The following is a 14,334-nucleotide window of genomic DNA, read 5'->3' on the forward strand; positions in this document are numbered from 1 at the left end:
CCGAATCGCTTCAGTCCCTGTCACCGCGCTGCGCATCTCGCTTTGCCGTGTCAGTGGATGCGCATTATAGGGAGTTCCGCTCAGAGCGCAAGGGATTATTTAAACTTTTTTACTGAGTGGTGATTAATGAATCACTCCGTATAAAAACAGAACAAAAAAGCCTAGAAACTCGCGTTTCTAGGCTGTTAGTCGACAACATTAACTATTGCTGGGCGGTAATCACTCCGTCTACTACCCCTAATTTAATGGTCGCACCCGGTAAAAGTTTGCCAGAAAGAATCTGTTGGGCTAACGGGTTTTCAATCTCTTGCTGTATTGCACGCTTCAATGGACGCGCACCATAGATAGGATCGAAACCAACCTCACCTAACAGCTGTAGTGCTTCGTCAGAAATCTCAACCGAATAACCTCGCTCTTCTAATCGCTTATAAAGACGTTGTAACTGAATTTCAGCAATTTGTGCAATATGCTCGTGGCTCAGTGGATGGAACACAACGACTTCATCTATACGGTTGATAAACTCTGGACGGAAGTGATGCCCGACTACGTCCATTACCACGCCTTTCATTTGACTGTAATCAAGCTCGCCAAACTTGTCTTGGATTAAATCCGAACCCAAGTTAGAGGTCATAATGATAACCGTATTACGGAAATCGACTGTCCGGCCCTGCCCATCCGTTAAACGCCCGTCATCTAATACTTGCAGCAAGATATTAAAGACATCAGGATGTGCCTTCTCAACTTCATCTAATAAGATGACCGAATAAGGGCGTCTGCGCACCGCTTCGGTTAGATAGCCACCTTCTTCGTAACCAACATATCCTGGAGGAGCACCCACTAATCTGGACACCGAATGTTTCTCCATAAATTCGGACATGTCGATACGCACCATTGCCTCGTCACTGTCGAAGAGAAAATCAGCAAGTGATTTACAGAGTTCTGTTTTACCGACCCCTGTTGGCCCTAAGAATAAGAAAGACCCTACTGGGCGGTTTGGATCAGCAAGCCCTGCTCGGCTACGACGTATAGCATTCGCTACTGCATCGACCGCTTCATCTTGTCCAATCACACGGTCATGCAGCGTTTCTTCCATGCGCAGCAGTTTCTCCCTCTCGCCTTCCATCATGCGCGCTACAGGGATCCCGGTCCAGCGTGCTAATACATCTGCAATCTCAACATCGGTTACTCTGTTACGTAACATCTTCATTTGCTGCGTTTCAGACTGCGTGGCTAGCGCCAGTTGTTTCTCTAACTCAGGGATTTTTCCGTATTGCAGCTCAGACATTTGGCCTAGATCGCCATTGCGTCGCGCTTGCTCCATGCTTATACGTGCCTGCTCTAACTCAGATTTAATATGTTGCGTGCCAGTGAGGGAGGCTTTTTCAGCTTTCCACTCTTCTTCAAGCTCCGAGTAGCTTTGCTCTTTCTGCTCCAGCTCCGTTTCAAGCATCGCCAGTCGTTTGACGCTGGCATCGTCCGTCTCTTTCTTAAGGGCTTGTTGCTCTAACTTAAGTTGAATAATCCTACGTTCAAGACGGTCCAACGGTTCCGGCTTGGAGTCGATCTGCATACGAATACTCGACGCCGCTTCATCAATCAGGTCGATGGCTTTATCCGGTAACTGCCGATCCGCGATATAACGGTGCGACAGTTGTGCGGCAGCCACAATTGCTGGGTCAGTAATTTGCACATGGTGATGCAACTCGTAACGTTCTTTCAGCCCACGCAAAATCGCTATGGTATCTTCTACGCTAGGTTCAGCCACCAACACTTTTTGGAAACGACGCTCAAGCGCTGCATCCTTTTCTATATATTGACGGTATTCATCTAAGGTTGTTGCGCCCACGCAGTGCAACTCACCACGTGCTAAGGCAGGCTTAAGCATATTTCCGGCATCCATCGCGCCATCGGCTTTACCTGCTCCAACCATGGTGTGAATTTCATCGATAAAGAGAATGACATTACCATCCTGTTTCGACAGATCATTCAGAACCGCTTTTAAACGCTCTTCAAATTCGCCTCGAAACTTGGCACCGGCCACCAGCGCTCCCATATCTAAAGCTAAGACGCGGCGACCCTTAAGGCCCTCTGGGACTTCACCATTAATAATACGTTGCGCTAAACCTTCAACGATGGCGGTTTTACCCACTCCCGGCTCACCGATTAATACTGGATTATTTTTGGTACGGCGTTGAAGCACTTGGATAGTGCGTCTAATCTCTTCATCACGACCGATAACGGGGTCGAGTTTGCCTGACTCAGCACGTTCAGTCAGATCAATGGTATATTTTTTAAGTGCTTGACGTTGGTCTTCTGCCCCTTGGTCGTTCACACCCTCCCCTCCCCGCAGTTGGTCGATAGCGTTAGTAAGCTTTTCACTGGTTAAACCTGCTGATTTTAATAAATCACTGACGCCCCCTCGGGAGTCGAATGCAGCCAGAAGAAAAAGCTCCGATGAGATATAACTGTCGCCGCGTTTTTGTGCCAACTTATCGCAAAGGTTCAATACGCGAATAAGTTCTGCCGAAGGTTGAACATCACCATCGCTCCCTTCTACTTTCGCAAGACGCGACAAAGCCTGAGATAACTGGGCTTGAAGCTGAGAAACTTCTACCCCACAAGAGACGAGTAACGGGCGAATTGATCCACCTTCCTGCGTTAATAATGCAGAAAAGAGATGGATAGGTTCGATGAATTGATTATCACTGCCTAGAGCTAATGATTGGGCATCAGCTAGGGCTTGTTGAAATTTATTAGTAAGACGATCCAGACGCATAATTCCTCCACAAAGGTCAACATGCTATTGACTATAAGATGGAGGTGATTATGAAAAATTCAAGAGACAGAAACCTAAAATTGCTGAAATTTTACGCTCAGCAATTGAAGGTTTACAGATTATTCCGCGATCCAAATAAGGGAAGCCATACGGCCTGTTTGCCCCTCTCGACGGTAGGAGAAGAAATGTTCAGGCTCTGAAAAAGTGCAACGCTGAGATTGATAAATCGCTTCGCTCACGACTCCCGCACTCTGCAAACGCAATTCTGCGAGTTTAGGCAAATTGGCTAAATATTTTTCGCCATGAGGCATGAAACACAGTTCAGCATCCTGATGAATACGGATAAAGGCTTCTCTCACTTCTGCACCCACTTCAAAAGCCTGAGGGCCGATGGCAGGGCCTATCCATGCGATAATCTCTTCCGGTGGGCAATCGAAGGTATCAAGCGTATTTTCCAGTACACCGTTACACAGTCCACGCCACCCGGCATGTGCGGCGGCAACTTGGCTGCCATCGCGATGACTGAATAGCACTGGTAGGCAATCAGCCGTCATGATGACACAGACAATCCCCGCTTCACGTGTGAAGCTGGCGTCAGCCTCTGGGATACCGTCAGCCATAGCTGCCTCAATAACATGAGGGCTATGAACTTGATTTAACCAAAAGGGTGAACTGGGTAACTGAGCAATCTCAGTTAATAACTCACGATTACGAATAACGTCGTTGTGATTATCCCCAACATGGCTCCCAAGGTTAAGCGCGTGCCAAGGCGCTTGGCTAACGCCCCCCAAACGGGTCGTGGATACAGCACGCACCTTTGACGGCGCGTGCCAGTGAGGAATAATCAGTGATTGACTCATAGCCAATCCATTTGATCACGATACTCTGCAGTATCCGCTTTCAGTGCTTCAATTAAGTCCACCATATCTTGAGGGAGCGGTGCGTGCCACTCCATCTGAATACCGGTTATCGGGTGGTAGAGACGAAGCATGGTGGCATGTAAAGCTTGGCGGTCAAAGCCGCGCAACGCATTAATAAATGCCTCACTTGCTCCCTTAGGGGGGCGCGGACGACCACCGTAAAGGGGATCACCCACTAGCGAGTGACCGATATGCGCCATGTGCACACGGATTTGGTGGGTTCTGCCTGTTTCCAAGCGCAAACGAAGGCGAGTATGGGCGCGGAAATGCTCCATAATACGGTAGTGTGTCACTGCCGGTTTGCCCATTGGATGAACGGCCATGTGCGTACGCTTAGTGGAATGGCGAGAAATCGCCTCATCCACGGTCCCGCCCGCAGTCATGGTACCAATCGCAACCGCTTCATATTCACGGGTAATTTCACGTCGTTGCAAGCAATCAACCAAGTGGGTTTGTGCAGGCACGGTCTTGGCAACCACCATTAATCCTGTGGTATCCTTATCGAGGCGATGTACAATACCCGCTCGCGGGACATCAGCGATAGCAGGATAATGATAAAGCAGCGCATTCAGAATGGTTTTATCCGGATTACCGGCGCCTGGATGCACCACTAAGTCGCGCGGTTTATTGATGACGAGAATATCATCATCTTCGTAAACGATATTAAGGGGAATATTTTGGGGTTCCCAACGCGCTTCTTCTTCGATTTCTGCGCTGATTACAATTTTCTCGCCACCCAATACTTTTTCTTTGGGTTTATCGGCAACCGTTCCATTGATGGTGACTCTGCCCTGTAAAATCCATTCTTTTATACGAGAACGTGAATAATCAGGGAACAATTCAGCCAAAGACTGATCTAAGCGTTGTCCCAATTGTTCTAGGGAGATGGTTGCAGCGAGTTCTACTTGTTGTGCCATATAAGGTTCTTCGTTAACGTTGGGTTTTTCCGGCAAAGCCGTTTAAGATAATGTGCTATCTTAGCTGATAAACAATGGAAGCCACATATAAATGCTTCCACTAAACTTTTGAGGATAATCAATTCGTCATGATGCGTATGAAATATCTTGTGGCGCTCGCCACGCTTAGCTTAGCTCTGGTCGGATGTTCCGGATCTAAAGATGTCGTTCCTGACAATCCTCCTTCGCAGATTTATGCTACAGCTCAGCAAAAACTGCAAGATGGGAACTTCAGAGGCGCTATCAGCCAGTTAGAAGCGCTGGACAATCGTTACCCTTTCGGTCCGTATTCGCAACAGGTACAGCTCGATCTGATCTATGCCTATTACAAGAATGACGATATGCCAATGGCACAAGCGACCATTTCACGCTTCATGCGTTTAAATCCTACCCACCCTAACATTGACTATGTAATGTATATGCAAGGGCTAACGGATATGGCGCTTGACCAATCAGCTTTACAGCACTTCTTCGGTATTGACCGTTCGGATCGCGATCCATCAAATGCACGACAAGCCTTCAAAGACTTTTCACAACTGGTACAAAGCTATCCAAACAGCCAATATGCCCCTGACGCGCAAAAGCGTCTGGTCGCGCTAAAGGATCGTTTATCGACGTATCAATTATCTGTTGTGAAATTCTACACTAAACGTGAGGCCTATGTCGCGGTCGTTAATCGCGCTAAAGAGATGCTGAGTGATTATCCCGATACTGTCTCGACACGCCAAGCACTTCCTTACATGGAAAATGCTTACCGTAAACTTCAGCTAAACGCTGAAGCAGACAAAGTCGCAAAACTGATCGCAGCAAATAACGCAAAATAGCCGCCCCTATTCTGCTAACAGGCCAGCCACGCTTAGTGGCTGGTTTTTTTGTCACTTTATCCTTCCAGTCACTGACTGATTAAAACCATTGAAACGGCAATTTCCACGTAATACTCTCACTGCTATGCTACCTTCATAAAAAATAGAATCGCATGTCGACGACACTGCCTATCAATTTTGAAACACGTCCGGTGATCCCTCTCGCTCATGATTATTCTCATGGTGAGCGTGAACCTTGGCATCAACATCGCTGTGCGCAATTGCTTTACAGCTTAAGCGGGGTAGTCAGCGTCCATACCGCGCAAGGATGTTGGATTATTCCGCCTAGTCGCGGAGTCTGGTTGCCTGCTGGGGTTGTTCACCAGCTAACCATTACTGGAAAGGTTGCTGCCAGAACATTATTTGTGGATCCTTTCGCTCGAGCCGATTTACCCACGGAATGTCAAGTGGTGCAAGTTTCGCCACTGCTTAAGGAGCTGATCATCGCAGCACTCGACCTCCCCGATCACTATGCCACCAATAGCCGAGCAGAGAGAGTCTATGAACTTATCCTAGATGAAATACGTGGCATGTCAGTGCTACCCTTCAATCTTCCTGAACCCGTCTCCTCTGCGCTCAAGAAACTCTGCATGCTTGTACGTAACGATTTAGCCAAACCTTGGACAACGTCCGAGGCAGCGACCTTGCTTAACCTGAGTGAGCGCACGCTGCTCAGGCATTTTCGACAGGAAATAGGCTTTTCTTTTAGTGAATGGGTTAGGCGGGCGAAATTAATGGAAGCGATGAAACGTCTTGCACTGGGCCAATCAGTATTAAGAGTGGCCCTCGATTTAGGCTACGAAAGTCAAAGTGCCTTTAGCACAATGTTTCGCCGACGGTTAGGGATGCCCTCTAGTCATTATTTCCATTTATCGTAACACTGGGGAGTGTATTAAGGAGTGCCTGTATCGACGCTCTGGCGATATCGCTGTCGACACTTACCCCCCAACGGCTCTCCTTCCCCTGGCTTGCACACAGAATGTAGGCTGCAGAACGGCTCTCATTTTTCCTGCCCAAGGTATGCTCATGATAGTCTTCAATCGTCAACGATTCCCCCACATAGGACGTTAGTGCATTAGCCGCTGCAGACAGTAGTCCATTGCCCTCCCCCCTTACGGTTAGGGTTCGCTCCGGTGTCTTAACCTGAGCATGGAACATAATGCGATTATCCTTTAAGCTTTCTGTTCGATAATCGAGTAACTGATATGTGGCTTGCTCGTGGGGCCCATAAAGCTGACGAAAGAGTTGCCACACTTGCGCTAAGGTCATTTCACGGCCGCTGTGGTCGGTAATCATTTGTACCTGCCGACTGAAGGCTTGCTGTAACGCTCGGGGCAGCCTTAACCCATGATTCTGTTCTAGCATCCCAGGCCGTACCACTTTTACCCGACTGGCTATTCACACGGATGACCGCCTCATAGTTACACCCTATATCATTCGGATCGATCAGTAGATAAGGGATCTCCCATACAGAGTTTGTCGCCTGTTCACGGGCAGTGAAGCCCTTTTTGATCGCATCTTGATGCGAACCAGAAAAAGCCGTAAACGCCAATTTACCTGCATAGGGATGCCGTGGATGGACAGGGATCTGATTATATTCCTCAACTTGTTCAACGATATCGGTCATCTCACTGAAATTAAGCTGTGGCGAGATACCTTGGCTATAAAGATTCATCGCTATAGTCACTAAACAGAGATTTCCTGTCCGCTCCCCGTTACCAAAAAGACAGCCTTCAACCCTTTCAGCCCCTGCGAGTAAAGCCAATTCTGCGCTCGCCACCCCGCACCCTTGGTCGTTATGAGGATGGACGCTTATGCATACCGACTCACGGTAGATAAAATGACGGCAAAAATGTTCAATTTGATCGGCATAGACATTGGGGGTATTGACCTCAACGGTGCTGGGCAAATTAATAATCATTGGACGTTCTGGCGATGGCTGCCAAACTTTCGCCACAGCTTCACAAATCTCCAGCGCAAAATCTGGCTCAGTAAAGCAGAATGTTTCAGGTGAGTATTGATAGGTCCAATGCGTATCAGGATTCGCCTCACAATGACGACGAATTTGCTCACTTCCCGCAACGGCCAACGCAATAATTTGTTGTTTACTTTGCTGGAAAACTAAACGTCGAAATAGAGGTGCCGTGGCATTGTAGAGATGAATCGTGGCCCGTTTAACCCCTGTTAACGCTAAAAAGGTCCGCTCGATAAGGTCGGCCCGTGCCTGAGTAATCACTTGAATGGTCACATCTTCTGGGATCCGTTGCTCTTTTATCAATTGCCGCACGAACTGGAAGTCGGTATCGGATGCGGCAGGAAAGGCGACTTCGATCTCTTTGAAGCCGCAAGATAAGAGCAATTCCCAAAACTTGAGTTTACGCTCGACACTCATAGGTTCAGCTAACGCTTGGTTACCGTCGCGTAAATCGGTAGAAAGCCAGCGCGGAGAGTGCGTCAATTGTTTATTAGGCCAAGTTCTGTCCGCTAAGGCGATAATGGGGAAAGGCTTATATTTGCTTGCGGGGTCTAGCAGCATAGTCGTTCCTTACTGAGGATAAAAAACTATCCTAGCGATACCCTTTCCCCTGTGGCTCCTGCATAACTGACACCCTTATGCTTAAAACGGACAATGCGGTATCAAACCGACTAATTTTTGGCCCATACTCACTGACAATCATTACCCCTCTTCCCCCTCAGGTAGCTGAAAATTACCCTTAGGACTAAAAATTTTTCATATACCAATAATGTGACACAGATCACATTATTGGTGTGCATAGTCGGTATTCTGGGAGCACGTACCATGGCAATGACGAAGAGAGGTAAAATGATGATCAACATCACCAGTAAGCAAATGGATATTACCCCCGCAATCCGTAGTCATATCGAAGAGCGGTTTGCGAAGCTTGAAAAATGGCAGACCCAGCTGATAAACCCTCACGTGGTCCTCTCTAAAGAGCCTAAAGAGTTTGTTGCCGATGCAACACTCAACACCCCCAACGGTACCCTTGTTGCTACGGCGAAACACGACGATATGTATGTCGCAGTCAACGAACTCATTTCAAAACTTGAGCGCCAACTCAATAAGGTCCAGCATAAAGCTGAAGCACGGCGTGCAAACGGTAGCGTTAAAGATATTATTCCTGCCGAATCTTAATCATACTGCGCACCCACAGGGTGCGCGGTTTTAGGTTGACGCGCGGGATCGCAAACGCTACTCTCTGAGTTCAACTCTATCGAGATAAATAACATGCAACACAACCTGTTCTTCTTTTCATTTTTTTTTAGCTCCCCCTCCCAGGGAAGCCGCTTCGACTAGAATGAATGAAAAGACGAACAAAAGGCCTCCCCTCCGGGAGGCTTTTTTTTTGAAAAAATAAAAAACTAAAGGACAGACTATGACCCCTTACGCTTCGCTTGACGAATTGCGACATGACATTAGTGATCTGGATAGCCGTTTACTCACTCTTCTCGCCAAGCGTCGTGAGCTTGCCGTGGCGGTGGGCAATTATAAGCTGCAAACCCAGCGTCCAGTACGCGATGTGACGCGCGAAAAACAGCTACTTGAAAAACTGATCGACCAAGGAAAAACGCTTTCTCTCGATAGTCATTATATTACGCGTCTGTTTCAGCTGGTGATCGAAGACTCGGTATTGATTCAACAAGCTTTGCTACAAAAAGCGCTCAACGACTCTCAACAACAAGCGGTTCGTGTCGCCTTCTTAGGCCCCAAAGGCTCATATTCTCACCTCGCTGCACGCAGCTACGCGTCACATCATTTTGACCAAATGATCGAAGTAGGCTGCAGTAAATTCCAAGATATTGTTAACCAAGTGGAGAAAGGATTAGCTGACTATGCCGTACTCCCCTTAGAGAATACGAGTTCAGGATCGATTAACGACGTCTACGATTTGCTTCAAAATACTGGATTGCATATCGTGGGAGAAATGACGTTACCGATTAATCACTGCCTGTTGGTTTCAGGTGAAACGTCTCTTACTGCGATCACAACGGTTTATAGCCACCCACAGCCTTTCCAACAATGCAGCCAATATTTAACCCGTTATCCGCATTGGAAAATTAACTATACCGAAAGTACTGCTGCAGCGATGGAAACCGTTGCGAGTTTAAACGATCCCTCTGTCGCGGCACTCGGCAGTGAAGCCGGTGGACAGCTCTATCAACTTCAAGCGATAGATCGTCAACTCGCTAATCAGTCGCAAAATATCACCCGTTTTATCGTCCTCGCGCGTAAACCAGTGAAGGTATCAGAACAAGTTCCCGCGAAAACCACCTTATTGATGGCAACGGGACAACAAGCCGGTGCATTAGTCGACGCCTTACTCGTACTGAGACAACATGATATCGTGATGACTAAACTTGAATCTCGCCCAATTAACGGTAACCCGTGGGAAGAGATGTTTTACATCGACGTTCAAGCTAATAGCAGTGATCCCGCTATGCAATCTGCCCTGCAACAGCTTACTGAACTCACCCGCTACTTGAAGGTGCTGGGCTGCTATCCGAGCGAAACAGTCACCGCTGTAACACCATAAAAAAAGCACCACGGTTAACGTGGTGCTTAATATGATGAGGTTGGCAAACTACTTACGATTATCGTTCGCCGCTCGCAGTAGAGAACGGCTTTCTGTCATAAACGTCTTGGCATAATCACCAAACCAAGTTTGAACGCCAGCAAAACTTTTAATGAAGGCAGCTTTATCGCCACGTTCAAGCTGCGCCAACGCCTCGCCAAAGCGTGTGTAATAACGCTTAATCAAGGCAATGTTATTCGGCGACGACATAATGATATCCGCATACAATTGTGCATCTTGAGCAAATAAGCGGCCAACCATTGCTAATTCTAATCGGTAGATAGGTGAAGAAAGCGCCAGTAACTGTTTGAGATCGACATTCTCTTCTGACAGATGCAACCCATAAGCGAAGGTCGCGAAGTGTCTGAGTGCCTGGATAAAAGCCATATTTTGGTCATGCTCATCCGCCGTGGCGGAGTGGAGCCGTGCCCCCCATACCTCGATTTGCTGGAGAAACCACTGGTACGCTTCCGGTGAACGGCCATCGCACCACACCACGACTTGCTTGGCTAAACTACCACTATCTGGCCCAAACATAGGGTGCAAACCTAATACAGGTCCGTTGTGTGCGGCCATCATCGCTTGTAACGGCGCTTTTTTGACTGAGCAAAGATCGACTAAAATACAATCGTCCGGTAAAGGCGGTAGCTGCTGAATAACCTGTTCGGTTAAATGAATGGGCACGCTAACGATAACCATTCCCGCATCGCTGACCAAAGACGCCGCTTGCTCCCATTCGTCCTTATCCAGTAAACGGACCTGATAACCTGAAAGCGTTAACATCCGCTCGAACAAGCGGCCCATTTTCCCTTTACCCCCAACGATAACGATAGGTCGCATGGCGGGATTGAGTGTCTTAAACCCTTTGTCATTCTCACTGGCGTAAGACTCTCGCATCACTCTACGTAAAACATCTTCTATTAAATCGGCAGGGATGCCGGCAGCTTCCGCTTCCGCACGCCGTGACGCTAGCATGGATGCTTCACGTTCTGGCACATAGATTGGCAGTCCGTGTTGGCTTTTGACTTCTCCAACCTCCGCCACTAACTGCATACGTTGCGCAAGCAAGGCCAGTAACGCTTTATCTGTTTCGTCAATTTTATCGCGTAACGCATTCAGTTCTGCAACCATTACTCTATCTACCCTTCCACTGTACTTGAGGTGATCATAGCACTCATTGCATCGGCGAGTTTCGTTAATAATTGCTGAGTGACCTGCCAATTTATACAGGCATCGGTGACGGAAACACCGTATTGCATCTCAGCACGCGGCAATTCGGAAGATTGACTTCCCTCGAACAGATGGCTCTCTAACATGATTCCGGTAATCGAACGGTTTCCCGCTTGCAGCTGCTGCAATACGCTTTCGGCCACCACGGTTTGACGGCGATAGTCCTTATTTGAGTTACCGTGACTGCAATCGATCATTAACGAAGGACGTAGTCCCGCTTTGGTCATTTCAGCTTCACACTGGGCAATATCTTCAGGATGATAATTCGGCATCTTACCACCTCGCAGAATAACATGCCCATCCCCGTTACCTTGTGTTTGTAATAGGCAGACTTGGCCTTGTTGATTAATCCCAACAAAACGATGCGGCATCGCGGCGGCACGCATAGCATTAATCGCCGTACCCAAGCTCCCATCTGTGCCATTTTTAAAACCAACCGGCATTGATAAGCCTGATGCCATTTCACGGTGAGTTTGCGATTCAGTGGTTCGCGCACCAATCGCTGACCAACTAAATAAGTCACCGAGGAACTGTGGTGAGTTGGGATCTAAGGCTTCGGTTGCCAGCGGGAGCCCCATCGATACCAATTCAACTAATAATTGACGGGCCTGTTTTAAGCCCTGCTCGATATCAAATGAGCCATCCATATGCGGATCGTTGATTAATCCTTTCCACCCTACAGTGGTACGTGGCTTCTCAAAGTAAACGCGCATCACTAAGTAGAGAGAATCACTCACCTCTTCGGCTAATTTTTTGTATAGCGCTGCGTACTCCAATGCCGCTTGCGGGTCATGAATAGAACATGGGCCACATACGACTAACAGACGAGGATCTCGACCAGCAATGATATCGGCAATTGTTTGGCGAGAATCATGGATTTGTTGTTGCTGTTCAACGGTTAATGGGAACAATTCTTTCAGTTCTGCCGGGGTCATCATTACCGACTCATCCGTGATATGAACATTATTTAAGGCATCTTTCTGCATGACGTTACCTGACTAAAAAGAGGGGGTCTTGGCGACCAATACCTCCACCATATCACAATAAGTAAAGATTTCAATCCAATTATAAATTCGGTGTAAATAATTATTTACATCAAGAGCCCAAATTAATCAGTAAACTGCAGGTTGTAATGTATTCTATACAACAGCGAATTTTTGGAAAAAAAAGGCCCGAATCATTTCGGGCCTATTTGAATCAATGATTGAGGATAAGGGATGTGATAACACCTGTCGCAACGGCAATCAGGACATAATTACCATTAATATTTGCCCACCGATGCCCAGGAGGGGGTGAGCCTAATCCGTGCCGGTGCCAATCGTTGACCCAATATCGATTTTGATAATATTGATGAGGGTATCTTCCACCTGGTCTAAAGTGATGACCGCCATAGAAAAAATCTCTTCTGTCATAATGCGGTCGATGGTGAGAGTACCTGTCATGATCTCGGTGGTGGTCACGCCAGTCACGGCGGTCGTGCCACCGAGGACCTGAATGACCATGGCGGTCCCAGTCATCATGATGATGGTCATGAGCATAAGCCATAACCATCGGGTTTAAGGTTAACCATACCATCGCTAACACTAGAGGTCTTTTACGCATAACTTCTCGCTCGAGCCAAAATATGAGTAGAATTATGCGTAATACTCTAGCGCTAACCATCAAGATTACTCTTGATTCGTATCAGGAGAGTATGTCCAAACTTATCAAAACGCGTATTTTCTTAACGAAACCTTAGCAGTATCAACGTAAACTATTTTGGCCCCAGCAGATCCACTTGTAGGTCGTTAACGCCTCTAATCCCATCGGCCCCCGCGCATGCAGCTTTTGGGTACTCACCGCCACTTCAGCCCCCAAGCCAAATTGTCCGCCATCCGTAAAGCGTGTGCTGGCATTGACATACACGGCAGCAGAGTCGACTTGATTCACAAATTCTTGGGCATTCAGGTAACGTTCAGTCAAGATACCATCTGAATGTTGCGTACCGTACTCGCGGATATGCTCAACCGCTTCATGTAGGTCTGCTACCGCTTTGATATTCAGATCAAGCGATAACCACTCATCTCGATAAGAGGCCTCAGTGGCTTGCGCATACTCCTGATTCCCCAGGGCTGGGTGGGAGGATAGTTGCGGGTCTAAGTGCAGAGTAATGCCTTCCTGCGTCATGCGCGACAGGAATTTGGGTAAGAACTGGTCGAGTTGCGAACGATGAATTAACAGCGTTTCTAAGGAATTGCATGCACTTGGGCGCTGTTTTTTTGCATTGACGATCACGTTAAGGGCTTGTTCACTATCCATCGTTTCATCAACATAGAGATGACAGACACCAATTCCACCGGTAATAACAGGAATGGTTGAGTGCTCACGGCACAGTTTGTGTAAGCTTGCCCCACCCCGCGGGATCAACATATCGACGTACTTATCCAGCTTCAATAATTGGTTAACCCATTGGCGATCGGGGTCATCAATTGCTTGCACGGCATCAATGGGTAGGCCATGTTGTGTCAATGCCTTACGAATAACCTCAACAGTTTGCGCATTGGTACGATAGGTCTCTTTTCCTCCCCGTAGAATCGCTGCATTACCTGTTTTCAAGCAGAGCGTTGCCACGTCGATAGTCACATTCGGGCGAGCTTCATAGATAATAGCAACCACCCCCAACGGCACTCGGCGTCGCTCAATCTTTAGGCCGCTGTCTAACTGGCCGCCATCGATCACTTGGCCTATAGGGTCACTGAGTTGGCAGACTTTACGGACATCGTTGGCGATATCCGCTAACCTTTCAACCGTGAGTGTTAATCGATCAATTAAAGCAGGCGAGAGACCTTGCTTAACGGCATCTGCCACATCTAATTGATTCGCCGCTAAGATATCAGCCGCATTCGCGTTTAAGTGATCAGCAACAGTCATCAATAACTGATTTTTTTCTTGCGCAGTCAGCGTGGCAAGTTGATAAGCAGCAGCTTTCGCACGCTGCCCCATTAATTCTATATTCAT

The 14,334-nt window shown here is 47.6% G+C and carries 11 protein-coding genes, 1 pseudogene and 1 other annotated feature; of the genes and pseudogenes, 4 read left to right on the forward strand and 8 right to left on the reverse strand.

Annotation, left to right across the window (positions count from 1 at the left end; translation table 11 throughout):
* Positions 1-202 precede the first annotated feature (202 nt).
* From clpB to rluD, 3 genes are all read right to left on the reverse strand, one after another.
* A complete protein-coding gene (gene clpB / locus HGT71_RS14935) occupies positions 203-2,776 on the reverse strand; it encodes an ATP-dependent chaperone ClpB (protein WP_214218488.1) in 2,574 nt (857 codons plus the stop codon).
* A 119-nt stretch (positions 2,777-2,895) separates the two neighbouring features.
* Entirely contained in the window at positions 2,896-3,636 is a 741-nt protein-coding gene (gene pgeF / locus HGT71_RS14940) for a peptidoglycan editing factor PgeF (protein WP_214218489.1), read from the reverse strand.
* On the reverse strand, positions 3,633-4,613 hold the full coding sequence (rluD, locus tag HGT71_RS14945) for a 23S rRNA pseudouridine(1911/1915/1917) synthase RluD (protein WP_099825459.1): 981 nt from the start codon (positions 4,611-4,613) through the stop codon (positions 3,633-3,635). The genes pgeF and rluD overlap by 4 nt, the downstream gene beginning before the upstream one ends.
* A gap of 128 nt (positions 4,614-4,741) precedes the next feature.
* On the opposite strand from rluD, the gene bamD reads away from it, so the two are divergent.
* Both bamD and HGT71_RS14955 read left to right on the forward strand, forming a co-directional pair.
* A complete protein-coding gene (bamD, locus tag HGT71_RS14950; protein ID WP_214218491.1) occupies positions 4,742-5,476 on the forward strand; it encodes an outer membrane protein assembly factor BamD in 735 nt (244 codons plus the stop codon).
* A 152-nt stretch (positions 5,477-5,628) separates the two neighbouring features.
* Positions 5,629-6,393, forward strand: a complete 765-nt coding sequence (locus tag HGT71_RS14955) for an AraC family transcriptional regulator (protein WP_214218493.1) — start codon at positions 5,629-5,631, stop codon at positions 6,391-6,393.
* On the opposite strand, the pseudogene leuA reads toward HGT71_RS14955, so the two are convergent.
* A pseudogene (leuA, locus tag HGT71_RS14960) lies at positions 6,368-8,051 on the reverse strand (2-isopropylmalate synthase). The gene HGT71_RS14955 and the pseudogene leuA overlap by 26 nt on opposite strands.
* A gap of 288 nt (positions 8,052-8,339) precedes the next feature.
* Between leuA and raiA the strand changes: the two are divergent.
* Positions 8,340-8,669, forward strand: coding sequence for a ribosome-associated translation inhibitor RaiA (gene raiA / locus HGT71_RS14965; protein WP_099825452.1), 330 nt, complete (start codon positions 8,340-8,342; stop codon positions 8,667-8,669).
* A 92-nt stretch (positions 8,670-8,761) separates the two neighbouring features.
* Positions 8,762-8,882, forward strand: a sequence feature (Phe leader region).
* 28 nt (positions 8,883-8,910) lie between these two features.
* Positions 8,911-10,068, forward strand: a complete 1,158-nt coding sequence (gene pheA / locus HGT71_RS14970; RefSeq protein WP_214218494.1) for a bifunctional chorismate mutase/prephenate dehydratase — start codon at positions 8,911-8,913, stop codon at positions 10,066-10,068.
* 48 nt (positions 10,069-10,116) lie between these two features.
* Here pheA and tyrA read toward each other — a convergent pair whose 3' ends face one another.
* The 4 genes from tyrA to proA all read right to left on the reverse strand — a co-directional run bounded on the left by tyrA (position 10,117) and on the right by proA (position 14,334).
* Positions 10,117-11,238 carry a bifunctional chorismate mutase/prephenate dehydrogenase gene (gene tyrA / locus HGT71_RS14975; protein WP_214218496.1) on the reverse strand — a complete coding sequence of 374 codons (1,122 nt, stop codon included), beginning with the start codon at positions 11,236-11,238 and terminating at the stop codon, positions 10,117-10,119.
* Positions 11,239-11,246: 8 nt separating this feature from the next.
* Positions 11,247-12,323 (reverse strand): 3-deoxy-7-phosphoheptulonate synthase, encoded by a 1,077-nt coding sequence (locus HGT71_RS14980; RefSeq protein ID WP_214218498.1) that lies wholly within the window; start codon positions 12,321-12,323, stop codon positions 11,247-11,249.
* Positions 12,324-12,534: 211 nt separating this feature from the next.
* The gene (locus HGT71_RS16030; RefSeq protein WP_425328673.1) at positions 12,535-12,999 is read right to left on the reverse strand and encodes an RcnB family protein; all 465 of its coding nucleotides are present in this window, start codon (positions 12,997-12,999) and stop codon (positions 12,535-12,537) included.
* Positions 13,000-13,080: 81 nt separating this feature from the next.
* Positions 13,081-14,334 carry a glutamate-5-semialdehyde dehydrogenase gene (gene proA, locus HGT71_RS14990; protein ID WP_214218500.1) on the reverse strand — a complete coding sequence of 418 codons (1,254 nt, stop codon included), beginning with the start codon at positions 14,332-14,334 and terminating at the stop codon, positions 13,081-13,083.

This window comes from Rosenbergiella epipactidis, from assembly GCF_018494055.1.
Lineage (GTDB): Bacteria > Pseudomonadota > Gammaproteobacteria > Enterobacterales > Enterobacteriaceae > Rosenbergiella > Rosenbergiella epipactidis.

Bases quoted from the DNA above. Each gene is read 5' to 3' on its own strand.
- pheA (WP_214218494.1), top strand. From the start codon at position 8,911: ATGACCCCTTACGCTTCGCTTGACGAATTGCGACATGACATTAGTGAT.
- pgeF (WP_214218489.1), bottom strand. From the start codon at position 3,636: ATGAGTCAATCACTGATTATTCCTCACTGGCACGCGCCGTCAAAGGTG.
- HGT71_RS14980 (WP_214218498.1), bottom strand. From the start codon at position 12,323: ATGCAGAAAGATGCCTTAAATAATGTTCATATCACGGATGAGTCGGTA.
- bamD (WP_214218491.1), top strand. From the start codon at position 4,742: ATGATGCGTATGAAATATCTTGTGGCGCTCGCCACGCTTAGCTTAGCT.
- proA (WP_214218500.1), bottom strand. From the start codon at position 14,334: ATGAATATAGAATTAATGGGGCAGCGTGCGAAAGCTGCTGCTTATCAA.
- HGT71_RS14955 (WP_214218493.1), top strand. From the start codon at position 5,629: ATGTCGACGACACTGCCTATCAATTTTGAAACACGTCCGGTGATCCCT.
- HGT71_RS16030 (WP_425328673.1), bottom strand. From the start codon at position 12,999: ATGGTTAGCGCTAGAGTATTACGCATAATTCTACTCATATTTTGGCTC.
- clpB (WP_214218488.1), bottom strand. From the start codon at position 2,776: ATGCGTCTGGATCGTCTTACTAATAAATTTCAACAAGCCCTAGCTGAT.
- raiA (WP_099825452.1), top strand. From the start codon at position 8,340: ATGATGATCAACATCACCAGTAAGCAAATGGATATTACCCCCGCAATC.
- rluD (WP_099825459.1), bottom strand. From the start codon at position 4,613: ATGGCACAACAAGTAGAACTCGCTGCAACCATCTCCCTAGAACAATTG.
- tyrA (WP_214218496.1), bottom strand. From the start codon at position 11,238: ATGGTTGCAGAACTGAATGCGTTACGCGATAAAATTGACGAAACAGAT.